Below are 24,794 nucleotides of genomic sequence, written 5' to 3' on the forward strand. Positions count from 1 at the left end.
CTGGTTCATGTGGGACGAGCTGGCGTACGGGGCGATCGGCGCTGTCGTGCTCGTCGACACCCGGCGTCTCGACGGCGGGTTCGGGGCGATCGACTTCTTCGAGCGCCGCGGGATCCCGTTCGTGATCGGGGTGAACTGCTTCGAGGGCAGTCACTCCTACACCGAGGACGAGCTGCGGGCCGCGCTGGACGTCTCGGCGAACGTGCCGCTGGTGCTGTGCGACGCGCGCGACCGCGAGTCGTGCAAGACGGTGCTGGCCCGCGTGATCGAGCATGCGATGAGCAAGCTCGATCCCGCGATGGCCTGAGTTATTTGATCTTTTCCAGCCGGCAGCGGAACGGCCGCAACATGGCAGGTGCCTCGGTGAGCCGGTAACCGGGCACCTGCTCCGGGTTCTCGGCGATGCCCGCGAGCGTCTCGGCCACGTACTCCAGGTGGCTGCGCGTGTAGACGCGGCGCGGGATCGCCAGGCGCACCAGCTCGTACGGCGCGGGCGTGATCAGCTCGCCGTCGTCGGTGATCTCGCCGAGGTAGAGCGAACCCAGTTCGGCGCAACGGATTCCGCCCGCGAGGTACAGCTCCGACGCGAGCGAGTGACCGGGGAACTGGTGCGGCGGGATGTGCGGGAGAAGCCTGCCCGCGTTGAGGTACACCGCGTGCACGCCCGTCGGCTGCACACTGTCCACACCGGCCTTTCGCGCGCATTCGGCCAGATGTGCCGTGGCATCAGCGCGTTCCCTGAGGTACAGCGGGTCGGTGACCTCCAGCATGCCCTGTGCGCACATGTCGAGGTCGCGTCCGCTCAGGCCGCCGTAGGTGCGGAAGCCCTCGGTGGCCATCAGCAGGAGCTCGCACCGCCTGGCCAGTTCCGGGTCGTTGAGGCCGAGCAACCCTCCGATGTGGACGATGCCGTCCTTCTTCAGACTGGCCACACAGCCGTCCGCGAGCCGGAAGGCTTTCTTCACGACGTCGCGCGGGCTGTGGCCGCGGTACTTCTCCTCCCGTTGTGTGACGAGCCAGGCGTTCTCGGCGAACCTGGCCGCGTCGAGGATGAACGGCACCCCGTGCTTGCGGCACAGCTTGCTCGCCTTCTTGATGTTCGACATCGCCACCGGCTGCCCGCCGCCGCCGTTGTTGGTGATCGTCATGAGCACCAGGCCGATGTCGTCCGGTCCGGCGAGCGCCGCCTCGAGTGCGACGAGGTCGATGTTGCCCTTGAACGGCTCGTCGCTGTCGAGGTCCTCGGCCTCCGCGCACGGGATGTCCCGCCAGATCCCGCCGACCAGTTCCACGTTCGCGCGCGTGGTGTCGAAATGCGTGTTGCTGAGCGAGATCTGGCCGGGCTTCAACAACGCCGTGAACAGGATCCGTTCCGCGGCACGGCCCTGGTGCACCGGGAAGATGTGGTCGTACCCGGTCAGTTCCGCGGCCACCTCGCGGAAGCGCGCCCACGACCGTGCGCCCGCATAGGTTTCGTCGCCGCGCATGCCCGCGGCCTGTTGCTCGGCGCTCAGCGCGCCGGTGCCGGAGTCGCTCAGCAGGTCGATCGTGATGTCGTCCGCGGTGAGGTTGAACTGGTTGTAGCCGCCCTCGGCGTACCGGCGCTCCCGGTACTCGCGGGTGGTGATGGGGATCGGCTCGACGACCTTGATGCGGTACGGCTCCACGGACTTGCCTTTCTCAAAGCGACATTGCTGTTGTGCGTGCTGGTGTTACGTCGTAGGCCTCGGAGGACAGGTAGACCGTGACTCCGGGACGTGGACGACCTAGTCGCAGCGAGACGTGGGCGATCAGGCCGACGCCGTCCGCGAGCGGTCTGCGGACCATGCTCGCGAGCGCCATGACGAACGGCGCGGTGTCGAGCGCGCAGCGGGCCATGATCGCGAGAACGCGCTCACAGGCCTCCAGGTCGTCCCGCACGTAGTCGCGGACCGGGATGTAGAGCGAGTAGCCGCTCGGGCGGTCCGTGTCACCGGACATGAAGGTGTAGCTGGACATCAGCGGGCGGCCGGTGAACGGCCCGGTGCCGCCGCAGGCCAGTGCGACGACGTCGGAGAGGAGCTCCTGGTCGATGTCCGGGGTGGCCGCGGCCGCGACGACCACGTCCGGGATCTCGGCGGCCTCGTGCGCCACGTAGGTCTTCACCCGCGCTTGTTCCTCGTCCGTCAGGTCGAGTGCGAAGAACGAGAACCGGTCCCGGCCGGGGCGTCGCAGAGCGTGACGGGTCACCGTGTCGTAGGCCGTGCCCAGACCGAGTCTCGTGAGTGCCTCGCGCACCACGGAGGTCGCGCTCTCACGACCGCGCACCTCCGGGTTGAGGTAGACCTTGATCGTGGGAGCCACGTCCGGCTGGACGATCAGCGAGTACCAGAACGCGAACGCCCCCTGCGGGTCCTCCGGGAGGAACAGGTCGCGCACCACGTCGAGCCGCCGCACGTCGAGCTGGTGCCGGACGGCCAGCTGCTCGAGCACGCCGAGCGCCGCGCCGACGTTGGCCCGCAGGTCCGGCTGCTCCTGCTCGGCGAGCGACTCGACGATCATGCGGACCGAGGGTGGTTCGTGCTTGGCCAGGGCCACCGAGAATTCGACCGGGGTGTGGTCGTCGGCGACGTGGGAGGGCCAATGCGGAACTGCCGAGAGCGGCCGCTCGCTGCCGGGCCCCAGCGCCTCAGCCAGCAGTTTCATCGCTCTTTCCGCCGAATCCGCTAATCCGACGGCACGCAGCAGTATCTGCAGTTGGGCAACTGCGAAATCGCGTATCGAGACGGCAGGCACGCTCAAGACGGGGGTCTCCTGATCGGCCGGGGAATCAGGGCGGGGTGCAATCCGATCGGGGTGGAATCGCGAGGTGAATTCTCTCAACCGCCCACATGCCCTGGTCAAGAGCCAGAGGGGTTGCGTGCGGCACTCTGTGCTGTGATGAGAATTGCACTGCACGGCCTATTGACGAAGTGCGCATTCCCTGATGACCCGGCCATTCCGGGAGTGTGAATGGCGGCATGCGGCGGCGAATTGCATTGACCGCTGTACATGTGCTATACGGGATCGCTTGGATTCGAATGAATGGCGCCTGCGTCACTAATCGTTTCGTCCTAACGCACTCGAATTCGATCAGTTGTACGGCATGTTTCCCGGTCGCGGGCCTGTGCGCGACCATCTTTTGGGGACGAACGAGACGGTTCTGGGATGCATTGCAAATAGATGAGAAAAGCTCGCTGACGCTCGGTCCCGACCGGCCGCAGGATCTCGAGGACGGTTTCGTCGAGGGCTTCTCCGACTCCGGTGTCGCGTTCGGCCGTCGTGGCTGGGACGCGGCGGTCCACCGCCGCGTCTGACTGGGCGAACGTGCTGCCCCGCCTGGGTTTTAGCCCAGGCCGGGCGGTTCCCGGTGGTGTGACGGGCCCTTCGGCTTGTTGACGGTTCGCCGCCGGCCGTGGCACCATCCTCCTCGTGATCTACTGACACCCTCACCGGCACGCGACTGCGGCCCGCGCTCGGTTCGAGCGCTGAGTGCCCGGCGTGTTCTCCGTTTCCGATCTTCCTTCGGCGGGTGGGTGCCTGTTGTCGAACATTCCTTTTCTGCATGCCCGAAATCTGGTGAAGTCCTACGGCTCACGCCGTGTGCTGGACGGGGTTTCCCTGGCTGGATCGCCTGGTCAGCGCATCGGGCTGGTGGGTGAGAACGGTGCCGGCAAGTCGACGTTGCTGCGGATGCTCGCAGGCGTCGAGGAGCCGGACGACGGTGTCGTGGCGAGGCCCGCGGACTGCGGTTTCCTTTGGCAGGAACTGCCTTTCCCGGCTGATGCGTGTGTTCAGGACGTGCTGGACGACGCGCTGGCCGAGATCCGCGCGGTCTCCGCGCGGCTCGACTCGCTGGCGTCCACTTTGGAGGATCCGGCTGCTCTCGCCGAGTACGGGGAGCTGCTGGAGTGGGCGCAGGACCACGACCTGTGGGACGCGGACCGCCGGGCGAAGCTCGTGCTGGCCGGCCTTGGTCTGTCCGATGTGGACTCGTCACGCCGGTTGGACACGTTCTCCGGCGGGCAGCGGTCGCGGATCGGGTTGGCGGCACTGCTGATCCGGCAGCCGCGGGCGATGCTGCTCGACGAGCCGACGAACCACCTCGACGACGAGGCGGTGTCGTTCCTGGAGAGGCGGCTCAGCGGGTTGCCCGGCACCGTGGTCGTGGCGTCGCACGATCGCGTGTTCCTGGACGAGGTGTGCACCGACATCGTGGACCTCGACCCGGCACGTGGTGGCGTGACGCGGTACGGCGGCACCTACTCGGACTACCTCGAGGCGAAACGGCTTGAGCTCGTCCGGTGGGAGCAGCAGTACGCGCAGGAGCAGGACGAGCTGCAGACGTTGCGCGTCTCCGTCGAGGTGACGGCGCACCAGGTCAACCACCAGCGCACCATCAAGGACAACAACAAGGTCGGCTACGACCGGCACGGCGGCCGGGTGCAGAAGCAGATCTCGCGGCGGGTGCGCAACGCGCAGCAGCGGCTGGACGAGCTGACCCGCAACCAGGTTCGCCGCCCTCCGGCACCGTTGCGGTTCAACGGGGCGATGACCGGTGCGAGCGCGGAAAAGCTCGCGTTGTCGTTGCGGGACGTGCGGCTCGGCGGGCGACTCCACATCGGGCAGCTCGACGTGCAGACGTCCTCGCGGCTGATGATCACCGGTCCGAACGGGGCGGGGAAGTCGACTCTGCTGCGCATCCTGGCCGGTTCGCTCACGCCGGACGCAGGTGACGTGCACCGGGCGCGTGGCGTGCGGGTCGGGTTGCTGGAGCAGGACGTGGTCTTCCCGGACCTGTCCCGCTCGGCTCGGCAGCTGTACTCGGAGATGGCCTCCTCGGTTCCCTTGGCACAGCTGGGGTTGCTGGCTTCTCGCGACCTCGACCGGCCGGTGGGGGAGCTGTCGATCGGGCAGCGTCGCCGGGTGGCGCTGGCGTTGCTGATCGCCGCACCGCCGGACGTGCTGCTGCTCGACGAGCCGACGAACCACTTGTCGCTGAGCCTCGCCGCGGAGCTCGAGGACGCGCTGAAGGCGGCACCCGGTGCCGTGGTCATCGCGTCGCACGACCGCTGGCTGCGGCGCAACTGGGAGGGCCCGACGCTCGCCCTCGCCGCCTGAAACCTCTGACATCTGAAAGGGGGCTTCCATGTCAGGTCAGCTCACTCTTCGGTCGGTCAGCAAGACCTTTGCCCACCGCCGCGTGCTCGACACCGTCTCGCTGACGGTCCGGCCGGGCGAAAAACTGGGCGTAGTAGGGGAGAACGGGTCCGGTAAGTCGACTCTGCTGCGGTTGATCGCCGGGCAGGAGACGCCGGACGACGGCTCGGTCACCGTCGTCGCCGATGGCGGGGCCGGGCATCTCGGGCAGGTGCTCGGGTTGCCGGACTCCGCTTCGGCCGGCGACGCCATCGACGCCGCCCTGGTCGAGATTCGCCTGCTGGAGCGGCAGATCGCGGCTGCGGCGGCTGGACTCGGTGACGCCACTCCGGCGGAGTTGGCCCAGTACGGCTCCCTGCTGACCGCGTTCGAACTGAGGGACGGCTACTGCGCGGATGCTCGCGTTCAGGCTGCCATGTCCGCGCTGGGCATCGGGGACATCGGCCTGGACCGTTCGCTCGGCACGTTGTCCGGTGGGCAGCGGGCCCGGCTGGCGTTGGCCGGGGTGCTGTCGGCCGAGCCTGAACTGTTGCTGCTGGACGAACCCACCAACCACCTCGACCAGCAGGCGTTGAGCTGGCTGGAGGACCGGTTGCGGGCGCATCGGGGAACGCTGGTGGTGGTGACGCACGACCGGCTGCTGCTGGAGTCCGTGGCCACCGCGATCGTCGAGGTCGATGGTGATCGGCGGTCTCTTTCGCGCTACGGCAACGGTTATGCGGGCTATCTCGCGGAGAAGCGGGCGGCCAGGCAGCGCTGGGAGCAGGCGTATGCGGAGTGGGTTTCCGGCATCGCGCACTGGACGGAGTGGCGCGGGACGACTGCTCACGACGTGGCGCCCGGGCGGGCGATCAAGGACCACAACAAGTGCAAGTACAACGGGGACGGGCGCCGTGTGCAGGCGTCGATCTCGACCCGTGTGCGCAGTGCTTCGGAGAGACTGGAGCGGCTGCGGGCCGACCCGGTGCCCAGGCCTCCGGATCCGCTGCGTCTGAACGCTCCACTCGGTGCCGCTGTGCGCGAGGGAGCGGTCCTCGAGCTCAGGGAGGCCGTCGTCGGTCAACGACTGCGGGTGGACTCGCTCGTTGTCGAAGTGGGGCAACGGTTGCTCGTCACCGGGCCGAACGGCGCCGGCAAGTCGACGTTGCTCGACGTGCTGGCGGGTGTGCTGGTTCCGGACCGCGGCACCCTCGCCCAGCACGGCGCGGCCGGGTACCTGTCGCAGGAGACCGCGGTGCGGCACCCCCGCCAGACGGTGCTGGCCGCGTTCGCCGCCGGCCTGCCGGGAAGTCCCGAGGACCACGCGGAGCGGCTGGCGTCGCTCGGACTGTTGCGGGAGAACGACTTCGCCACACCGGTCGGCGCGTTGTCGATCGGGCAACGGCGCAGGCTCGCGCTCGCCCGGCTGCTGCGGCAGGAGTGGGACGTGCTGCTGCTGGACGAGCCGGCGAACCACCTGTCGCCCGCTCTGGTGGAGGAGCTGGAGGCCGCGCTCGCCGGCTACCGCGGTGCCGTGGTCGTGGTGTCGCACGACCGGTCGCTGCGGGAGCGGTGGCAGGGCGGCGAGCTGGAACTGGCTCAGGGCCGGGTGCTCGTGCCCGCCTGACGATATCGTGCCGATCCGCGGGTAGAGCCCGCTGAACATTTTTGGGGGATGAAATGCAACTCGTGACTGAGACCGAAGAGCGCACGACCAGGACGCCGGCCGGTCTGATGGCCGGTCTCGCCGCGCCCAGCCAGGGCAGCAAGCAGATCAGCACGTGGCGCGTCGAGATGGCCGAGGACGTGGACTCTCCGCTGCACCTGATCGACGCCGACCAGATCTGGATGCCGATCTCGGGCACCTGGGAGTTCACGGTCGGAGACGAGACCGTGCGGGCCACCACGGGCCAAACCGTTGTCCTGGAGGCGAACGAGCCCCGGCGGTTCCGCGCTGTCGGCGGTCCGGCGCAGGCGCTCGTGGCGATGCCGGCGAGCGGCCAGGCCGGTGCTCCCGGCAGCGACGCCCGGCAGGGCCTGCCCTGGGCGCAGTAGGTGAACGTGATCGGCCGGATGGGGTAGTTCGAGTCCGAGGGCGTCCGAGAGCGTCCGACTCCTCTTCCGCTCCCCGGGGTCGGCAGGACAGCGTGGGTGCGTTCTGTTGATCAACTGGGAGGAGCGGACCGTGAAGCGATTCGCACAGCTGGCCGGGGAGAAGCTCGTCGGACTGGTGTTGCCGAAGATCGATGCCGGTGCCTGCGTGCCCGAGCACGGGCAGTGTTGCAAGAAGGGGTACCGCTTCAACTGCAACGGCATCTGCTCGTCCGTCAGCAGCAGCTGTCGCTGAGCCGGGGCGCCGGCGGGGGTCTCCTCGCCGGCGCTTCGCCCTGGGGAGGCCGGACGTGCTCGATCTGTTCGCTCGTGTGCTGCTCGCTGGTGTGTTCCTGGCGGCGGTGGTGGGGAAAGTTCGTACGCGGCAGGGATTTGCGGAGTTCCGCTCGTCGATCGCCGCTCTGGTGCCGTGGCTGCCTGCGCGGCAGGTGGCTTTCGCGGTTCTCGGTGGCGAGGCTGTTGCCGTCGTGCTGCTGGCGATTCCGGGTACGGGGCTCGGGTATGCGCTGGCCGTGTCGTTGCTCGCGGTGTTCTGCGGCGGGATCGCTCTGGCGGTGTACGGCCGGAAACCCGTGCGTTGCAAGTGCTTTGGTGCGGGCGGGGACGTGCTCGGGCCGAAGCACCTGGTGCGCAACGGGGTGCTGATCGGTGTTGGTCTGGTCGGCGCCTTCGTGACGCCACCCGCTTCCTGGGAGGAACCGTTGACTCTGCTCACGATTGCCGTGGTGCTGCTCGCGGTCGTGGTCGTGGCGCACGGGCTGTTCACGTACGGCCTGGTGGCTCGGGTGCGGGAGCTGCAGGAGCGGTCAGGGCCGGTGCGCAACCAGAACCTGCCGCAGCCCGGCACGGTGATTCCATCGTTCTCGGTCGCCGACACAGGTGGCGAGCTCTTCACCGAGGCCGATCTCGACGGGCCGGTGCAGGTCGGGTTCTTCTCGGTCGGGTGCGGGCCGTGCCGGTCGCTGACCGACGCGTTGCTGGCCGATCCGCCCGCCGCTCGTTTCGTGTCCCTTGTGGACGGTGATCCGTCCGATCCGGAAGCCACCGCCCGTCTGGTGGAGAAGGTCAGCGGGCTGGGCCGGGTCGCGGTGATCGGGACGGATGATCCGGTGCTGTCGGCGTTCGGCGTCATGGCCTTCCCGACGTTGATCTACACGCACGGCGGGGTGGTGACCGCGTCCGGTATCAAGCTGAGCGACTTCGCCGATGTGCCGGCGCCGGTGGCGTGATCCGGAACGCTCTGGCGGCGCTGGCGTTGCCGTTCCGGGCCACGCCGCTGGTGGCAGGGGTGACGCTGGCGCTCACCGTGTTCGCCGGGGCGGCACCGGCTGGTGGTGCCTGGCTGACGATGTTGCTGGTCGACTCGCTGACCTCGGGAACCGCTTCGCCTGGCCGGGCGGCGTTTCTGGCGGTGGCCTCCGCGCTCGCCGGTGGCCTGGCGATCGCGTTGCTCTACCTGGGCGGGCACCTCGGCGAGGTGGTGCAGCAGCGCGTCGCGGTGACCGTGGAGAGCCGGCTGTTCCAGCGGATCGCGACGCTGCCGGGGTTGCGGCAGCTCGAGGATCCCGCGTTCCACGACCGGCTGCGGCTCGCCGAGCAGGCGGCGCAGGAGGCCCCGGGCACGATTTCCCAGTTCACGCAGGAAGTCGTGCGCTCGGTGGTGTTGCTGGCGAGCTTCGCCGGTGCGTTGCTGGTCGTGTGGCCACCGATGACGTTGCTGCTGCTCGCGTCCGTCGTGACGGCGGTGTTCGCCCGGCTGGCGACCGCGCGGCGTGAAGCGGCCACGGAGGAAGCATGGGTGGCGACCGATCGGCGGCGGCTGTTCTACCGGGCGTTGCTGACGGATGTGCGGGCGGCCAAGGAGATCCGGCTGTTCGGGCTCGGCGGGTTGTTGCACAGCAGGATGGTGTCGTCACTGGAGACGGTCTCGGGCGCACGGCTGGCCGCAGCCCGGCGGGGAACGCTGGTGCAGAGCGGTTTGGCGTTGCTCGGTGCGGTGGTGGCGGGCGCGGGCACGGTCGTGGTGGCGGTGAACGTGGTGTCCGGGCGATCGTCGGTCGGCGATCTCGTGCTGTTCCTCGGGGCCGTCGCCGGGGTGCAGACCGGGCTGTCCGGGGTGGTGCTGCAGCTCGGTGAGGCCGGGCGCGCGGTCCGGTTGTTCGGTCACTACCTCGACGTCCTCGACACGCGCGATGACCTGGCGTCAGGTCGCGAAACCCCTGCGGCGGCGGCGATCGAGCTGCGAGATGTGTGGTTCCGATATGCCGAGGACGGCCCGTGGGTGCTGCGCGGCGTGAACCTGACGATTCCGGCAGGCGCGGCGGTCGGGCTCGTCGGCGTGAACGGCGCGGGCAAGAGCACGCTCGTCAAGCTGCTGTGCCGGTTCTACGACCCGCAGCGCGGCACGATCACGTGGGGCGGCACGGACATCCGCTCGCTGGACCTGGCCGAACTGCGGCGGCGGATCGGTGTGGTGTTCCAGGAGTTCATGGCCTACGACCTGACCGCGGCGGAGAACATCGGCATCGGCCAGGTCTCCTCGCGTGATGATCGCGCGCAAATCGTTGCGGCAGCATCGGTTGCCCAGATCTCTGGTGTTCTGGAGGCCTTGCCCGATGGCTACGACACCGTGCTGTCACGCACGCACGCGGACTCGGATGAGCGCACGGGCGTGACGTTGTCCGGCGGCCAGTGGCAACGGGTTGCGCTGGCCCGGTGCCTGATGCGGACCGACGCCTCGCTGATGATCCTCGACGAGCCGACGTCCGGGTTGGACGCGGAAGGCGAGCACCGCGTGCACGACACGCTGCGCCTGCACGCTGAGGGCCGCACCCGGCTCCTGATCTCCCACCGCCTGTCGGCTTTGAGGGGCGCGGATCTCATCGTCACGTTGGTGGCCGGGCAGATTTCCGAGTGCGGCAGCCACGACGAACTGATGGACGCGGACGGCGAGTACGCGCGCTTGTTCCGGTTGCAGGCGAACGGCTACCAGGATGCGAGGGTCGGCTGATGTGGATCAGGGTCACCGTGCGCGGCAACAGCATGTCGCCGACGTTCGCCGACGGTCAGGAACTCCTGGCGCGCAGGCTCCTCCTGCGGAGCCCGCGCCGCCGTGAGGTGATCGTGTTCCGCGTGCCCGATGCCGAGCTGCCACACCGGATCAAGCGCGTGGCGGCCGTCGCCGGCGACCCCGTGCCCGCGTGGCTGGCACCTTCCGTGGTCGCCACGCACGTGCCACCCGGTTTCGTGGCCGTCGTGGGCGACAACGCGCGCTCGCAGGACTCCCGTCAACTGGGCCTGGTCGACTGCCGGGACATCGTAGGCACCGTCCGCGCCTGATGCCTGCACGCCGCCACCCAACGCCGCCGCCAGCTCATCATGTCCCCACCACACGCCCGTGCAATGGCCAGAACCGTGTCCAGCTTGGGAAAACGACGTCCGGTCAACGCATCGTGCAACGTGCTGCGCGCACACCCGGTGCGCTTGGCCAGCTCGCGATAGGACAAGCCGCCCAGCAGCCGCAGCTCGTCCAGGTCGACGCCCAGCTCTGCCCCTGTGGTCATCCAGACTCCCGTGTCGTCGGTCCTCCGTCCCTCTCCTCTGCAAGCCCACAGCATGGTTACCGGAGGACGATCGACTGCGCCACTGTGCGGACTGGGCCACTACGGCAGGACGTGAGGCTGCTTGGCTGAGACCTCGTTCTGCTTACGCTCACTCGGCCGGCGCGTGAGCACCAACGGCCCGTCCTCGGTGATCGCAACGGTGTGCTCGCTGTGCGCCGTACGCGACCCATCGGCAGACCGCAACGTCCAGCCGTCGTCGTCGAAGATGATTCGATCGGTCGTCGCCGCCAGCCACGGCTCGATGGCGATCGTGAGGCCGGGCCGCAACTTCATGCCGTGGCCGCGCCTCCCGTTGTTCGACACGTGCGGCGCCTCGTGCATCGTGCGCCCGATGCCGTGCCCGCCGAACTCCAGGTTCGGCGTGTACCCGAACTCCTCGGCCACCTCGCCGATCGACGCCTCGATGTCGCCCATCCGGTTACCGGGCTGCGCGGCCTCGATCGCCGCCTCCAGCGCCACCTCGGTGGCCCGGATGAGGTGCAGATCCTCATCTCTGGGCGTGCCGACGACGACGGACACCGCCGAGTCCGCCACCCAGCCGTCGATGCCCACCGCGATGTCGAGGGTCAGCAAGTCGCCGTCCTGCAGCACGTAGCTCTTCGGCAGCCCGTGCAACACCGCGTCGTTGACCGACAGGCAGATGACGTTGCGGAACGGGCCCCGGCCGAACGACGGCGAGTAGTCCCAGTAGCAGGACTCGGCGCCGCGCTCCTGGATCAGGCGCCGGGCGTGCAGTTCGAGGTCGAGCAGGTTCACGCCGATCGTGGCGGCCGCGGACACCTCCTCGAGCAGTGCGCCGACGAACTGGCCGGTGACGTGCATGCGCGCGATCTCGGCTGGCGACTTGAGTTCGATCAACGTGTTCCTCCGTAGGCTGGTACCGGTATAACAATACCGGGTCGGCCGGGAGAGTGCTCACGCCAGGAGCGAGGCAAGCCGGGCCATCTCGGCGGGTGGGTCGATCACGGGCTGGATCACGAGCTCGTCGACCCCGGCCTGTTCCAGCGTGGCGATGCGCGCCACCAGCTCGTCGCGGGTTCCGACCAGAGTCAGATCGTTCATCAACGACGGCAGCACCAGGTCCCGCTCCTGTGGCGCGATCCGTTGCAGGTAGCCGCGGTAGAGCGCCTTGTGCCGGTCCGGCGACGCGGACGTGGTGCCGCGCAGGGCGAGGAACGTCCGCACCGCCTCCTGCTCCAAGGGGCCGAGTTGTGCGGCGAAGGCAGGGTTGTCGGCGGCGAACGCCAGCAGCGACAGCACGACGTGACCGGTCGCGTCCCGAGCGTCGTGGTCAGCGTCGGAGAGCACGTGCAGCGCGGTGATCAGGTAGGACTTCGAGCCGGTCGGCCGCAGGGCGCGCCAGGCGGCGGGGTCCAGCAGCCCGAACGAGATGAGTCCTGTGCCGAGGCGACCCGCCACGGCGGCTGCTTTCGGGCCGAGCGCGGCCACCACGAACTCGATCGGATCGGGTGCAGCCGCGGTGTGCAGGAACTGGACCGAGCGGACCCGGTCGCCTTCGCGGTAGCCGGCAGAGCGGCCGGCGCACAGGTCCTGCAGCGTGGCGGTGAAGTTCTCCAGCGTGGCCACCGATGACGGTCGCATGCCGAGGGTGCGCCGGGCGGTGTTGCCGGTGCCGATGCCGCAGATGATCCGGCCCGGTGCCAGCGCGTTGAGGCTCGCGAAAGCGCTCGCGGCGGCCGGAGCCGAGCGCAACGAAGGAGACGTCACGCCGATGCCCAGCTTGATGCGGCTGGTGGCCTTCGCGCACAAGCTCAAGAACACGAAGGGATCGCCGTGCACCATCGGCGTGTCGTAGAGCCAGAAGCTGTGCAGGCCGAGCTCCTCGGCCCGCGCGGCGAGGTCGTCCACACCGGGACCGGCGGGTAGCACGATGCCGGTTCGCATCGCCCCAGCCTAGGTCCGCGCCACACCGAGAAGCGCGGATCGTTCCACTCACACGGTCGAGCTAGGACGATCACCTGGGTGGGCGACGCGGTTTGCGCTCACCCGGGCTCGCTCTCCACAGTGCCGGGCATGAAGCAGGTGTTGCAGCACAGGATCGACTCGACGTTCGCCCACTACGACGTCGACGGCAACGGTGTCATCGAGCTGGCAGACATCTACGCGCTGGCCAACCGGCTGCTGCGGGCGTTCGGCGAGCCGGCGTCCTCGGAGCGCGGGAGTGAGCTGGTGGACGCGTACGACCGGTTCTGGGAGATGCTGGTCGACCACTGCGATGCCGATCGGGACGGCAAGATCGGGCCAGAGGAGTACCGCGCCGCCATGATGGAGGCGTTCGTCGACCACGGGCCGTTCGACGCTGACTTCCTGGAGATCGTGCAGTCGTTGCTGGACCTCGCGGACACCAACGGCGACGGCCGGGTCGACGCCGACGAGTTCGGGGTGCTGCTGAAGGCACGGGGACTCAGCGAAGAAGAGTGCGGGATGGCGTTCGCGCACCTCGACACGGACGGCGACGGGGCCATCAGCGTGCAGGAATACGTCGCGGCGGTGCGCGACTACTACACGAACCCCGCCGAGGACACGCCCGGCAGCTGGCTCTACCCGACGTCGCTGCAGCTCACCTGAGCGCGGAACGAGGAACCGTGCCTGGGATGGCACGTGCTGACCGTCTTCGTCGGCGGTGTGGGTGTTAGGTCACTCCGGTGGAATTAGTCACTAATCATGACTATCATCAAAGCATGACTACTTCGGTGGAACTGACCCGCTTCCGCGTCCTGCCCTCGAAGGCCGACCAGCTGCTGGCCGCGCGGCCGGGCATGATCGCCGACTTCCAGGCCGACCGCGCCGGGTTCCTCGGGGCTCGGCTCGTGCGGCTGCCGAACGACGAGTGGCTCGACATCGTCGAATGGCGCTCGCCAGAGGACTACGCGGCGTCGAGCGCGAAGGGCGCGAACCTGCCGGGGATCAAGGCGTTCTTCGACGCCATCGACTCGCTCGTCAGCGCCGAATCGGGAGTGCTCTCGTGATTCGCCCTTATGGCACCGAAAAGTCGCAGTACGGCGAGCTGCACCTGCCCGACGGCGATGGTCCGTTCCCAGTGGTCGTCATGATCCACGGCGGCTGGTGGGCCGCGATGTGGGACGACGCTCCCGTTCGGCCGCTCATCGCCGATCTCGTCGCGGACGGACATGCCGTGTGGAGCATCGAATACCGCAGGGTCGGCGAGCCGGGCGGGGGCTGGCCGGGCACGTTCGAGGACGTCACGAAAGCCGTCGACCTGGTGGCCGATCTGGATCCGAGGCTGGACACGTCACGCGTGGCCGTGGTCGGGCACTCGGCGGGCGGGCATCTCGCGACCTGGACCGCACATCGCAGGGACACGAAGCTGCGCGGAGTCGTGTCGCTGGCCGGTGTGCTCGACCTGGTCGCGGCCGACACCGCGGAACTGGGCAGGGAACTGGCCGACCTCGACGCCGAACCGCCGCGCGGCGCACCTGAACCGTCGGCGCCGGAGATGTTCCCGGTCGTGGCAGCGGGTGTCGGGCACGGGATGGTCCGGCTGATGCTCGGGGCCTCCGCGGTGGAGGACCCCGAGCTGTACCAGCGCACGTCACCGGTGGAGATGGGCGCTCCCCGAGTGCCGGTGCTCGCGATCCACGGCTCGGCGGACGAGATCGTCCCGGCCGAGTTCAGCTCGACCTACGCGAGGCGAGCCACCGGGAAGGGCGGCGACGCGGAGTTCGTCGAGTCGCCGGGCGCGGACCACTTCCACGTGATCGAACCGGACGGTCATGCCTGGTCGGTCGCGCGGAAGTGGTTGCAGGACAAGCTTTCCTAGGCGCAGCGGTAGCTCGACGACGAACGGGGATCGCCGCCGCGGTACCGCGACACCTGCGGCAGCGGGCACAGGTCGCGCGTGCCGTCGGCGGACGCCCCGGCCAGCACGGCCGGGGCCTTGCCGTGCTCGACCCAGTCGACCAGCGCGCCGAGCGGGTCGACCGGCGCGGCACCGTTGCCGCCGAAGCAGTGGTCGACGCCCGGTGCGAGGAACAGGCGGTAGAAGTCGTTCACATGACCCATCCGCCGCTCGACGTCCGCGCGGTACTTCAACGTGCCGCCGGGTGGGATCAGCTGGTCGTTGGTGCCCACGAAGGTGATCAGCTTGCCGCCGGAACGCCGGAAACCTGACAGATCAGGGTTCGAGGTGCCGATGACGGAGTCGAACTCGCGCACCGACTGCCGGAACAGGTCCCGGTACTGCTGGTAGGTGAGCTTGGACGTGTCGAAACCGGGCTGCTTCAACAGGAAGCTCGCCACCCAGGCGGACGCGACCGGGAAACCGGGGCCGCCCGGGAAACCGGGAATCATGCCGGCGAGCCAGACCGGATCCGCACCCTTCGGCAGACCTGACCACAACGACCGGCCGCGCTCGTCGGTCGGGCCGTTCCAGATCTTGCGCATCACGTCGGCATCCAATGAAGTCACCGTGACTTCCTCGCCATCACAGACGACGACCTTGCCGACGAGCCGCCGCGGGTCGTAGCTGCAGCGGTCCGGCCGGTCGACGATCTGGTTCCGCACCCCGTCAGCGGCGTCGCAGGCCTCGACAGCGGCCGCCCGGAACGCGTTTAGCACGCAGTTTCCGATGATGTGCCCGTCCTGGTTCTGCACGATCTGCGGCCACAAGGTAGCCACGGCGAACTGGGTCCAGTTCACGGCCGGGGCGTTGGCGAGCACTCCGTCGTAGTCGTCCGGGAAGTTCTGCGCCTCGGCGTAGCCCTGGCGCCCGCCGGTCGAGCACCCGTTCCAGTACGAGTAGGAAACCGAGCGCTGGTAGTGCTTGCGGACCACTTCCTTGGCGATCAAGGACGACTCGTGCACCGAACGCGTCGCGAAGTTCGTCAGCAGAGTCTTGTCGAGTTGCCCGTCCCGCACCGCCCAGCTGGTGTCGAGTCCGGTCAGCACGCCCGCGTCGGTGGTGACGGCCGCGTAGCCGTCCTTCACGGCCTGCACGAACGGCGCCCCGGTGTCACCCGCGGCGTACGCGCTGCCGCCGATGCCCTGCAGACGTCCGGACCAGCCGGTCTCGGGAAGCCCGACGACGGTCTTGGCGTGGTCGGAACCGTGCGTCACGGTGATGGTCAACTGGCAGTACGCGGGCACGTCGCCATCCGCGGCGTGGCGCACCGCGTCCACGGACTCGATCCGAGCGCCGGCCGGGGCGGTGACCGCGACCGCCGCACACGAAGTGCTGCTCGCCGACGCGGGCGCGAGTGGCGCCAGGCCGGTCAGGAGCAGGGTGGTAGCCAACAGCTTTGTCAGTCTCACGCCCGCGACGCTAAGCAAGGCCGTTGATCCGTCGCGCCCGTCAGATGACGCTGTGTCCGTACGTCATGGCCGGTTCACCGGACCGGGTGACGGGCTGAGAAACTTCCCGCCATGCGCGAGGTGGGCAACAGACGCTACCGGCTGGTCCGTGAGCTGGGGCGGGGCGGCATGGGGGCAGTGTGGCTCGGCCAGGACACGGTGCTCGGCCGGGACGTCGCGGTCAAGGAACTCCTCCTGCCGGGCAACGTGCCCGCCGCCGAGCGAGCTGTCTACCAGGAACGGGTGCTGCGCGAAGCCAGGATCGCGAGCCAGCTGCAGGACCCCGCCATCGTCACCGTCCACGACCTGATCTCCGAGGACGACCAGACGTTCATCGTGATGGAGCTGATCAAGGCTCCCACGCTCGACGAGTCGGTCGACCTCGACGGCCCGCTCGGCGTCAAAGCCGCCGCCACGCTCGCGATGCAGCTGCTGAACGCGCTGGAGGCCGCGCACTCCGCGGGTGTCGTGCACCGGGACGTCAAGCCCGGCAACGTGATGGTGCCCGGCAAGGGCACCGCGAAGCTCACCGACTTCGGCATCGCCCAGTCCATCGACGACCCGCGGCTGACCGCGACCGGTACGCTGATCGGCTCGCCCGCGTACATGTCGCCGGAACGCCTCGCGGGCGGCGAGGCGATGCCCGCGTGGGACCTGTGGGCGTTGGGCGCCACGCTCTTCTACGCCACCGAGGGCCGCGGCGCGTTCGACCGGCCGACCACTTCGGCGACGATCCTCGCGGTGATGAACGAACGGCCGGTGCCGCGCGTGACCGGACCGTTGGGCGAGCTGATCACCGGGTTGCTGGAGCCGGATCCGAACCGCCGGCTGAGCGCGGCGGCCGCGCACCGGTTGATCGAACGGGCGCTGCACTCCACCGGGAGCGAGCTGACCCAGCAGCTCGAGCCGGTCGAACCACCAGCGCCCGCGCCGGTGATCTCCGGGCCGATGACGGTCGACTCGATGGTCATGGCCCCACCGGTGATCCTCCCGCCGGCTCCCCCCGGACGACGACGCCCGATCGCCCTGATCCTCTCCGCGACGCTGACCCCGTTGTTCCTCGTGGGCGCGCTGGTCCTGTTGTACTTCACGGTGTTCAAGCCGATGTTGGAAGGCGCCGGCCTGACCGGTCCGGAGAGCACCCCCGCGATGCAGCCCGTGCTCACCCTCGGACCGGGCGGCGATCTCCCGTACGACGGGCTGAGGGCGTTCCAGAAGGACTGCCTGAAGTGGACCCCGGCCAAGGGTGCGCGGGAGATCAAGACCGGGGACGAGGTCGGCTGCTACCTCGAGCACGAGACCGAGGTGCTGGACACGTTCCCGGCCAACTTCGACACCGAGAAGGACGTGCCGTACCCCGGCACGGCGGAACTGACGAAGATCGGCGGAACCGGGTGCACGCGCACGTTCCTGTCGTCGAAGGTCACCGGTCAGGACAAGGAGAAGACCCTGCGGTACTGGGTGGTCATCCCGACCGAGGAGGCGTGGAAGGTGAAGACCGAGAACGGTTACCGCAGGTCGAGCCGCATCGTCCACTGCTTCGTTGGCAAGGCGGACGGCACCGCGATCATGGGCCCCCTGATGCAGAGCTGACGGGTTCCGGTCACATCTGCACGCGATCTCGTGTCTTGTAGGTGAGGAACCCATGAGAGGACGGTCGGCATGTCATATCCGGAGAAGGTCTACTTCGGCGACGACGGCGAGATCAGCGCGAACTTCCGCCCGGCGGACACCCGGCCCGAGCACGGCGAACCCGGCAACGGCATCCACTACCTGGCCACCACCGAGGTCACCAAAGGCGAGTTCGGGCTGTACCGGGTCATGATGAAACCCAAGGCTGGTGGGCCGAGCACGCACTTCCACCGCACGATCTCGGAGTCGTTCTACATCCTGAGCGGCACCGTGCGGCTCTACAACGGCGACAAGTGGATCGACGCCGGACAGGGCGACTTCCTGCACGTGCCGCAGGGCGGGCTGCACGCGTTCCGCAACGACTCCGACGCGCCCGCCGAGATGTTGTTGCTGTTCACGCCCGGTGCGCCGCGCGAGGAGTACTTCGAGCGGGTCGCGAGTGTCCCTGCGGAGGAGCTGTCCGAGTTCCGCGACAAGCACGACTCGTACTTCCTCTGACGCGCATGCGGGCGATGGACGGCGTATGGTGGGCCGCGCTTTCGGACATCTACGACGCGTGGACCGACTGATGAACGTCCCAGGGCTCACCGCAGAGGTCGAGGTGCTGACCGACAGGTGGGGCGTGCCGCACATCTACGCCGCCGACGAGCACGACCTGTTCCTGGCGCAGGGGTTCGTCGCGGCGAGCGAGCGGTTGTTCCAGATGGATCTGTGGCGGCGCAAGGGACTCGGGCTGCTCTCCGAGGCGTTCGGACCGTCCTGTGTGGAGCAGGACCGGGCGGCCAGACTGTTCCTCTACCGCGGTGAGCCCGACTGGGATCTCTACGGGCCGGACGTGCGGCGGTCCACCGAGGCGTTCGTGGCCGGGGTGAACGCGTTCATCGACTCGGGGCAGTGGCCGCAGGAGTTCCGGGAGCACACGCCGGGGCGGTGGCACGCCGAGGACATCATCCGCATCCGCACCAGCGTCTTCTACCCCAACGTGGAGCAGGAGGTCGCGCGCGCGATCACCTTGGCCCGCCTCGGGCCGGCAGCCGAGGACCTGCGGAGGTTTCGCAGCGACGGCCACGAGATCGTCGTGCCGGACGGGCTCGACCCGGCGTCGATCCCGCAGGACGTGCTGGACGTCTACCGGCTGGCGTTCGGGCCGATCCCGGGCGGTGGCAGCAACAACTGGGTGATCGGGTCGTCCCGCACGCGCAGTGGCAGACCGATCTTGGCCAACGACCCGCATCGAGCGATGACCTTGCCGTCGCTGCGGTTCGTCACGCACCTGGTGGCGCCCGGCCTGGACGTGATCGGGGCCGGTGAGCCGAGCCTGCCTGGGATCTCGGTGGGGCACAACGGGTCCATCGCGTTCGGGCTGACGATCTTCGGGATCGACCAGGAGGATCTGTACGTCTGCGAACAGGAGCGACCGCGACGGGTGACCGAACTCGTTCCGGTGCGCGGTGAGGAGCCGCGCGAGATCGAGCTGGCGTTCACGCGGCACGGGCCGGTGCTGAAGGAGACGGCCGACCGGGTGTTCGCGCTCAGGGCGGCCTGGCTGGAGCCCGGCATGGCGCCCTATCTCGGTGGCGTGCAGCTGATGCGGTCCAGGACGACGGACGAGTTCCGCGAGGTGCTGACCGGGTGGGGTGCTCCCGGCGAGAACCAGGTCTACGCCACCCCGTCGGGGGAGATCGGCTGGCAGGCCGCGGGGCGCGTGCCGGTGCGCCGCGGCTGGGACGGGATGCTGCCGGTGCCGGGTGACGGCCGCTACGAGTGGGACGGGTTCCGCTCCACGGATCTGCTGCCGGGCTTGAGGAACCCGCCGGAGGACCTGATCGTCACCGCGAACGAGCAGAACTTCCCCCTGGGAGAACGTGACGGCATCCCGGTCGGCTACGACTACTGGCTCTCGCCGCAGCGTGCCGAACGGATTCGCGAGGTGCTCTCCGCCCGCTCGGACTGGACGGTCGGGGACAGCCTCGCGCTGCAGGCCGACGAGCTGAACCCGGTGGCCCGCGAGGTCGTGCCGCTGCTGGCCGCGGTCGGCTCGGCGGATCCGGTGGTCCGGCGCGCCTTGGAGTTGTTGCGGTCGTGGGACTTCGTCGAGTCCGCCGATGCCGCCGCCCCGGCGCTGTTCCAGGTCTGGTTCCGGCGGCACCTGCGCCCGGCGTTGCTGATGGACGCGCTCTCTTCGAGCGACCCCGAGCTGGTCGAGGCGGTGCTCCCGGACGAGAGGTTCGCCGGCGACCCGCGCGTCGATCTGCGGCTGCTGCGCGAGCACGCGGCATTGGGGCCGTTGCTGCGGCGGACGTTCGCCGACGCGGTGGCCGGACTGGTGGCGAACCTCGGCCCGCGACCCGAGGCGTGGCGGTGGGGTGACCTGCACACGCTGACGTTCACGCCGCTGTTGCCAGGTGCTGGAGCGCTGCCCGCGATCCCGCGAGGTGACAGCGGCGACACGGTGAACAGCACGACGTTCGACCGGGAGTTCCGGCAGGTGGGGGGCGCGTCGTTCCGCATCGTGATCGACGTGGGGGAGTGGGACTCGTCGGTTGCCGTGAACGCGCCAGGCCAGTCGGGACGCGCTGACAGCCCGCACTACGACGACCACGTCGACGCGTGGGCGCGCGGCCAGGCGTTTCCGCTCTCGTACTCGCGCGAGGCCGTGGAACGGGTCGCGGAGTCGCGTCTGGTGCTGACTCCTGTCGCAAATGGACGGTCGGTGTTGTCCTGAGTGCATGGCCGGCCTGCTCTCGCCGACTTCGACCGCGTCCTGGGCGGCTTCGGTGTGACCGGCGCGGTCGAGCAGCTCGTGCCGGCGGAGCTGCTCGACTCCGGTGCCTACGACAGGCACGTCAGGACGATGCGCGGCCGCTACCGCCAACGCCGTGACGACCTAGTCCTCCACGAGAATCGCCGACGCCGGGCACACCGCCGCCGCGTGCCGCACGTCAGCCAGCCTCGCGTCAGGAGGCGAAGCGTCCAGCAGGTCCACCAGTCCGTCGTCGTCCCGCTGGTCGAAGACGTCATCGGCGGCCAGCACGCACTGCCCGGCCCCGACGCACTTTCCCTGGTCCACCACGACCTTCACGACTACCTCCAGCTCACCGGAAGCTCAGCCACACCACCGGTGAGCGTGGCCCGCACCTCCAGCTCGCCGAGCTCCTTGGCCAGCCGCAGTCCCGGCACGCGCTTGGCCAGCGCCGCGAACACCACGCGCAGCTCGGTGCGGGCAAGGGACGCGCCGATGCAGAAGTGGGCGCCGTGCCCGAATCCGAGATGTGTCCTTTCCGGACGGTCCGGGTCGAACGACTCGGCGTTGGAGTACACCTCGGTGTCGCGGTTGGCCGAGTTGACCGACAACACGACCGCGTCACCGCGCTGGATGGTCACGCCGGAGATCTCCACGTCCTCGTGCGCGTACCGCAGCAGCCCGAGGTCGCCGGGTGCGCCAAGACGCATGATCTCCTCGACCACCGCGTCGACCCGGCCGTCCGGGTCCGCCACCAGCGCCTCCCACCGCGAGCGTTCGGTGAGCAGGAACAACGTGCCGAGCCCGATGCGGTTGACGGTCGTCTCGTGGCCCGCGAACAGCAAACCGACGCACAGCCGGACCATCTGCTCGTAGTCGAACGACGGGTCCTCGCTCTGGGCGCGCACGAGGTCGGAGATCACGTCCTCGCCGAGATCGTTCCGCTTGGTCTCGACCAGCCCGACCATGTACCGGAAGAACTCCTCACGAGCGGCGTGGGCCTCCGCGCCGATCGTCAGGTTGGCCATCCGCTCGGACAGCCGCGCGAACAGCTCGTGGTCCGACTCCGGCACACCGAGCAGCAGGCAGATCATCGCGACCGGCAACGGGTAGGCGAGCCCGGAGTGCAGGTCGACGACGTCGTCATCGGACGTGGTCAGCTCGTCCAGGTAGCCCTCGACCAACCGTTCCATGTGGTCGGACAGCCTCCGCATGCGCTTGGCGGAGAACGCCGGCGTGAGCAGGCGCCGCATGCGGGCGTGGTCGGCCTCCTCGGTCTCGTAGGTGCCGGTCGGACCGTCCTGGACCGCGGCGGTCGAGATGCGCGAGGCCTGCTCGGGGTTCGGGTGGGAGCGGCCGAAGCGCTTGTCGCCCAGCAGGAGGCGGACCTCCTCGTAGGAGGTGACGAGCCAGGCGGGGTCGCCGGCCGGGGTGGTGACCGGTGCGATCGGGGCCTCGCGGCGCAGCACTTCGTAGAGCGGGGCGAGGTCGAGGATGTTCGGCCTGGCCAGCGGCAGCTGTAGTCGTTCGGTGGCAGTGCTCATACCTCGACCGTAGCGATTAATGGCACTCTCTGCCACTAATTGAACCGGCTGGGTGACGTGGTTGAATCGGGTGATGACGGACGTTGTGACCGAAAAGCCTCGCCGGGGTCGGCCACCGGTGAGCGACGAGCAACGTCAGCAGCAGCGGCTGGAGATCTCACGCCACGCGGTGAGGCTCTTCGCCGAGCAGGGGGTCGCGAACACGTCCGGCGAGCAGATCGCCCAGGCGGCGGGAGTCTCGGAGCGCACGTTCTGGCGCTACTTCCCGCACAAGGAGGCGTGCGTCGAACCGTTGCTCACCAAGATGGTCGGTGCGTTCTGCGAGGTGCTGCGCGCGTGGCCGGCCGAGCTCGAACTGATCGACCACCTGCGCGCGGCCTACAGCCCGCTGCTCGACGGTGCTACGGACGAGGACATCGAGGCTGTTCTCGAAGTCGTGCGGCTGACGCAGAACGAACCCGCGCTGCGAGCCGCGTACCTGACGTTGCGCGAACGGGCGGAGCACACGCTGGCCGAGGTGCTCGCCGGGCGCACGGGTCTGCCACAGGACGCCATCGAGATCCGCGTGCAGGCCGCCGCGGTGAGCGCGGTGCTCAAGGTGGCGACCGACGACGTGGCCCGGTCGACGAGCAAGGGCGTCACGCGGGACATGCTCGAGCTGCACCGCGAGCAGATCGCCGACGCGCTGCGAGGGCTGTCCCGGTTGCGGTAGCTAGTGAATGGTGTTCGAGAGCGACCAGTAGACCGCCAGCATGAGCGCGGCGAAGACGGCCACCCCGATCAGGCCGGCCAGCACCAGACCCGACCCGGCGGAGCGCCACGGAGCCGGCGCGGCCTTCCTGACGATGACGCCCACGAGCGCGGAGCCGATCGCGATGTAGAAGAACGCGACGACGTATCCGCCGCCGCCGCCGCCGCCGCTCCCGCCGAACGGGTCCAGCGCGGGGTTCAGGAGAGCGGCGGCAGTCAGCACGAGCAGGGCCGCCGTGGCGGTGAAGCCGACGAGCGCGGCACTCCGGGCGCGATCGATTTCGGTCATGCCCTCGAGAGTGCTCGCGCGGCCTGGTTCGGGGCATCGGTACAACTACGCACGCATAGAAGTCGTCCATCATCTTTCTGGAGTATCCTGCGGGCGTGGGAAGGTCTTCGCGTGCCGATGCGGCACTGCACCGCGAGCAGATCGTGACGGCCACCGCGCAGCTGTTGCGGGAGCGCGGAAGTGCCGGGATCTCCGTGCAGGACGTGATGGGCGCCGCCGGGCTGAGCCACGGCGGGTTCTACAAGCACTTCGCGTCCAAGGACGAGCTGCTCGGCATCGCGACCGAGGCCGCGTTCGGGTCGGTGCTCGCCCAGCTCGCGGACCTCACCGGCCGCGAGGACGCCTGGGAGGCGTTCGTCGGCCAGTACCTGGCTCCGGAACACCGGGACTCGCCGGGCACGGGTTGCGCGAACACCGCGTTGGCGACGGAATCGGCTCGCGCCGGTGACGACGCGCCGCTGCGGACGGCGTACGAGGCCGGGCTGAAGCGGATGATCGAGTTCCTGGTCGCCCTCGAAGGCCTGCCGGACGACCAGGAAGCGGCTCGCCGCCGGGCACTGGTCGATCTCGCCACGCTGGTCGGCGCCCTCACGATGGCTCGTGCCACCGGGAGGACGCCGTTGTCGCGGGAGATCCTGGAGACCGTGCGGGACGAGCTCGCGTCCCGCCGCTAGCCAACATTCCGAGACGCGCCGCTGGCGAACGTTCCGATACGCGCCACTAGCCAACGTTCCGAGACGCGGCACTGGCGAACGTTCCGAGACGCGCCACTAGCCAGCGAGGCTGGCCTTGACGGTGCGGGTGAAGTCGTCGGCGAGGATCTCGGGCAGTCCCGCGGCGAGCCCGTCCAGCGCGATCTTGGCTACCACTTCCGGATCGGTCTTGTCCTCCTTCGGCACGTACGTGGCCATGTCGGTGTCCATGTACGCGACGTGCAGAGCGCTGACCTGGATGTTCCTTTCCGCGAGCTCGCCGCGGGTGGCGTTGGTCAACGCCCATGCCGCCGCTTTGGCCGCCGAGTAGGCGCCGTACTGCGGTGGGTGCGCCCAGGACAGCACCGACAGCACGTTCAGGATTCCGCCGCCTCCGTTGCCTGCGATGACAGGGGCGAACGCGCGTGTCGTGGCCAGGGTGCCGAAGTAGTGCGTCTCCATTTCCAGCTTGATGTCGTCGAGGGGGCCGGTGGTGAGTTGTGCGTGTGTTGAGACGCCGGCGTTGTTGATGAGCAAGGTTGCGTCTGGTGCGCTTCTGGCGGCTTCTTCGATCGATTTCGGGTTGGTCACGTCCAGGTAGAGCGGGGTGACGCCGGGGAGGTCGATCTTGTCGGGGTGGCGGGAGGTTGCGTAGACCTTGGCGCCGCGTTGTTGTAGTTGAGCTGCTAGGACGCGGCCCAGGCCTCGGTTGGCGCCGGTTACCACGGCGACGGCGTTGGTGAGTTGCACGGGTTTAGATTACAGGCGTCATCTATTTTGGCAAGGTTGGTCTGTGTCGCCTGTTGGTGGCCCGCGACTGGGTGGGTGGTCGGCTTGCGTTGGGCGGGTTCCTGTTGCGTGCGTTCCGCGACCGGGCGGGTGGTCGCCTTGCTGGGCGCGACCGGGCGGGTGGTCGGCTTG

27 protein-coding genes are annotated in these 24,794 nt (G+C 69.0%); 17 read left to right on the plus strand and 10 right to left on the minus strand.

Annotated features, from left to right (window positions below; all coding sequences use genetic code 11):
- Window positions 1-307 (plus strand): GTP-binding protein (locus tag UK23_RS27275; RefSeq protein ID WP_045314509.1); only part of this gene is annotated, 307 nt, incomplete at its 5' end.
- A 1-nt stretch (window position 308) separates the two neighbouring features.
- Here the strand turns inward: UK23_RS27275 and UK23_RS27280 are convergent.
- Together UK23_RS27280 and UK23_RS27285 are read right to left on the minus strand one after the other, a co-directional pair.
- Window positions 309-1,667: a tryptophanase gene (locus tag UK23_RS27280; RefSeq protein WP_045314510.1), complete on the minus strand. Its 1,359-nt coding sequence runs from the start codon at window positions 1,665-1,667 to the stop codon at window positions 309-311.
- Between the two features lie 13 nt (window positions 1,668-1,680).
- On the minus strand, window positions 1,681-2,685 hold the full coding sequence (locus tag UK23_RS27285; RefSeq protein WP_052685103.1) for a tryptophan dimethylallyltransferase family protein: 1,005 nt from the start codon (window positions 2,683-2,685) through the stop codon (window positions 1,681-1,683).
- 506 nt (window positions 2,686-3,191) lie between these two features.
- On the opposite strand from UK23_RS27285, the gene UK23_RS51935 reads away from it, so the two are divergent.
- The 8 genes from UK23_RS51935 to UK23_RS27320 all read left to right on the plus strand — a co-directional run bounded on the left by UK23_RS51935 (window position 3,192) and on the right by UK23_RS27320 (window position 10,608).
- The gene (locus UK23_RS51935; RefSeq protein WP_156213418.1) at window positions 3,192-3,335 is read left to right on the plus strand and encodes a hypothetical protein; all 144 of its coding nucleotides are present in this window, start codon (window positions 3,192-3,194) and stop codon (window positions 3,333-3,335) included.
- A 226-nt stretch (window positions 3,336-3,561) separates the two neighbouring features.
- Window positions 3,562-5,139, plus strand: coding sequence for an ABC-F family ATP-binding cassette domain-containing protein (locus UK23_RS27290; protein ID WP_045314530.1), 1,578 nt, complete (start codon window positions 3,562-3,564; stop codon window positions 5,137-5,139).
- Window positions 5,140-5,167: 28 nt separating this feature from the next.
- Complete coding sequence (locus UK23_RS27295) at window positions 5,168-6,784, plus strand: ABC-F family ATP-binding cassette domain-containing protein (protein WP_045314511.1); 1,617 nt, start codon at window positions 5,168-5,170, stop codon at window positions 6,782-6,784.
- A 62-nt stretch (window positions 6,785-6,846) separates the two neighbouring features.
- Complete coding sequence (locus UK23_RS27300; RefSeq protein ID WP_196777911.1) at window positions 6,847-7,212, plus strand: cupin domain-containing protein; 366 nt, start codon at window positions 6,847-6,849, stop codon at window positions 7,210-7,212.
- 130 nt (window positions 7,213-7,342) lie between these two features.
- Window positions 7,343-7,504: a hypothetical protein gene (locus UK23_RS52970; RefSeq protein WP_196777915.1), complete on the plus strand. Its 162-nt coding sequence runs from the start codon at window positions 7,343-7,345 to the stop codon at window positions 7,502-7,504.
- A 55-nt stretch (window positions 7,505-7,559) separates the two neighbouring features.
- Window positions 7,560-8,498 (plus strand): MauE/DoxX family redox-associated membrane protein, encoded by a 939-nt coding sequence (locus tag UK23_RS48990; RefSeq protein WP_052685104.1) that lies wholly within the window; start codon window positions 7,560-7,562, stop codon window positions 8,496-8,498.
- Window positions 8,495-10,279, plus strand: a complete 1,785-nt coding sequence (locus UK23_RS27315) for an ABC transporter ATP-binding protein (RefSeq protein ID WP_231114695.1) — start codon at window positions 8,495-8,497, stop codon at window positions 10,277-10,279. Before UK23_RS48990 ends, UK23_RS27315 begins: the two co-directional genes overlap by 4 nt.
- Complete coding sequence (locus UK23_RS27320; RefSeq protein WP_052685105.1) at window positions 10,279-10,608, plus strand: S26 family signal peptidase; 330 nt, start codon at window positions 10,279-10,281, stop codon at window positions 10,606-10,608. The genes UK23_RS27315 and UK23_RS27320 overlap by 1 nt, the downstream gene beginning before the upstream one ends.
- On the opposite strand, the gene UK23_RS50605 is transcribed toward UK23_RS27320, so the two are convergent.
- From UK23_RS50605 to UK23_RS27330, 3 genes are all read right to left on the minus strand, one after another.
- Window positions 10,557-10,832, minus strand: coding sequence for a helix-turn-helix domain-containing protein (locus UK23_RS50605; protein WP_196777912.1), 276 nt, complete (start codon window positions 10,830-10,832; stop codon window positions 10,557-10,559). The two genes, UK23_RS27320 and UK23_RS50605, sit on opposite strands and share 52 nt — an antisense overlap.
- Window positions 10,833-10,931: 99 nt before the next feature.
- Window positions 10,932-11,750: a type I methionyl aminopeptidase gene (map, locus tag UK23_RS27325; RefSeq protein WP_045314515.1), complete on the minus strand. Its 819-nt coding sequence runs from the start codon at window positions 11,748-11,750 to the stop codon at window positions 10,932-10,934.
- Window positions 11,751-11,807: 57 nt separating this feature from the next.
- Window positions 11,808-12,797 carry an LLM class flavin-dependent oxidoreductase gene (locus tag UK23_RS27330; RefSeq protein WP_045314516.1) on the minus strand — a complete coding sequence of 330 codons (990 nt, stop codon included), beginning with the start codon at window positions 12,795-12,797 and terminating at the stop codon, window positions 11,808-11,810.
- Between the two features lie 129 nt (window positions 12,798-12,926).
- Here UK23_RS27330 and UK23_RS27335 point away from each other — a divergent pair, with 129 nt between their 5' ends.
- From UK23_RS27335 to UK23_RS27345, 3 genes are all read left to right on the plus strand, one after another.
- Complete coding sequence (locus UK23_RS27335; protein ID WP_045314533.1) at window positions 12,927-13,481, plus strand: EF-hand domain-containing protein; 555 nt, start codon at window positions 12,927-12,929, stop codon at window positions 13,479-13,481.
- Window positions 13,482-13,594: 113 nt separating this feature from the next.
- On the plus strand, window positions 13,595-13,882 hold the full coding sequence (locus tag UK23_RS27340; protein ID WP_045314517.1) for an antibiotic biosynthesis monooxygenase family protein: 288 nt from the start codon (window positions 13,595-13,597) through the stop codon (window positions 13,880-13,882).
- A complete protein-coding gene (locus tag UK23_RS27345) occupies window positions 13,879-14,694 on the plus strand; it encodes an alpha/beta hydrolase family protein (RefSeq protein WP_045314518.1) in 816 nt (271 codons plus the stop codon). The genes UK23_RS27340 and UK23_RS27345 overlap by 4 nt, the downstream gene beginning before the upstream one ends.
- Here the strand turns inward: UK23_RS27345 and UK23_RS27350 are convergent.
- Window positions 14,691-16,184 carry a tannase/feruloyl esterase family alpha/beta hydrolase gene (locus UK23_RS27350; RefSeq protein WP_045314519.1) on the minus strand — a complete coding sequence of 498 codons (1,494 nt, stop codon included), beginning with the start codon at window positions 16,182-16,184 and terminating at the stop codon, window positions 14,691-14,693. The two genes, UK23_RS27345 and UK23_RS27350, sit on opposite strands and share 4 nt — an antisense overlap.
- A gap of 120 nt (window positions 16,185-16,304) precedes the next feature.
- Between UK23_RS27350 and UK23_RS27355 the strand changes: the two genes are divergently transcribed.
- From UK23_RS27355 to UK23_RS27365, 3 genes are all read left to right on the plus strand, one after another.
- Complete coding sequence (locus tag UK23_RS27355) at window positions 16,305-17,816, plus strand: serine/threonine-protein kinase (protein ID WP_231114696.1); 1,512 nt, start codon at window positions 16,305-16,307, stop codon at window positions 17,814-17,816.
- Between the two features lie 69 nt (window positions 17,817-17,885).
- Window positions 17,886-18,353 (plus strand): cupin domain-containing protein, encoded by a 468-nt coding sequence (locus tag UK23_RS27360; protein WP_045314521.1) that lies wholly within the window; start codon window positions 17,886-17,888, stop codon window positions 18,351-18,353.
- A gap of 58 nt (window positions 18,354-18,411) precedes the next feature.
- On the plus strand, window positions 18,412-20,580 hold the full coding sequence (locus UK23_RS27365; RefSeq protein ID WP_231114697.1) for a penicillin acylase family protein: 2,169 nt from the start codon (window positions 18,412-18,414) through the stop codon (window positions 20,578-20,580).
- Between the two features lie 162 nt (window positions 20,581-20,742).
- On the opposite strand, the gene UK23_RS27370 is transcribed toward UK23_RS27365, so the two are convergent.
- Both UK23_RS27370 and UK23_RS27375 read right to left on the minus strand, forming a co-directional pair.
- A complete protein-coding gene (locus tag UK23_RS27370) occupies window positions 20,743-20,937 on the minus strand; it encodes a ferredoxin (RefSeq protein WP_045314523.1) in 195 nt (64 codons plus the stop codon).
- Between the two features lie 2 nt (window positions 20,938-20,939).
- Window positions 20,940-22,142 carry a cytochrome P450 gene (locus UK23_RS27375; RefSeq protein ID WP_045314524.1) on the minus strand — a complete coding sequence of 401 codons (1,203 nt, stop codon included), beginning with the start codon at window positions 22,140-22,142 and terminating at the stop codon, window positions 20,940-20,942.
- A 73-nt stretch (window positions 22,143-22,215) separates the two neighbouring features.
- Between UK23_RS27375 and UK23_RS27380 the strand changes: the two genes are divergently transcribed.
- Window positions 22,216-22,854 (plus strand): TetR family transcriptional regulator, encoded by a 639-nt coding sequence (locus UK23_RS27380; protein ID WP_045314525.1) that lies wholly within the window; start codon window positions 22,216-22,218, stop codon window positions 22,852-22,854.
- Here the strand turns inward: UK23_RS27380 and UK23_RS27385 are convergent, their stop codons facing one another.
- Window positions 22,855-23,181: a hypothetical protein gene (locus UK23_RS27385; protein WP_045314526.1), complete on the minus strand. Its 327-nt coding sequence runs from the start codon at window positions 23,179-23,181 to the stop codon at window positions 22,855-22,857. It lies immediately after the preceding gene.
- 95 nt (window positions 23,182-23,276) lie between these two features.
- On the opposite strand from UK23_RS27385, the gene UK23_RS27390 reads away from it, so the two are divergent.
- Window positions 23,277-23,855, plus strand: coding sequence for a TetR/AcrR family transcriptional regulator (locus tag UK23_RS27390; RefSeq protein ID WP_045314527.1), 579 nt, complete (start codon window positions 23,277-23,279; stop codon window positions 23,853-23,855).
- Window positions 23,856-23,951: 96 nt separating this feature from the next.
- On the opposite strand, the gene UK23_RS27395 is transcribed toward UK23_RS27390, so the two are convergent.
- Window positions 23,952-24,623 (minus strand): SDR family oxidoreductase, encoded by a 672-nt coding sequence (locus tag UK23_RS27395; protein WP_045314528.1) that lies wholly within the window; start codon window positions 24,621-24,623, stop codon window positions 23,952-23,954.
- Window positions 24,624-24,794: the final 171 nt, after the last annotated feature.

The organism is Lentzea aerocolonigenes, from assembly GCF_000955955.1.
Taxonomy (GTDB): domain Bacteria; phylum Actinomycetota; class Actinomycetes; order Mycobacteriales; family Pseudonocardiaceae; genus Lentzea; species Lentzea aerocolonigenes_A.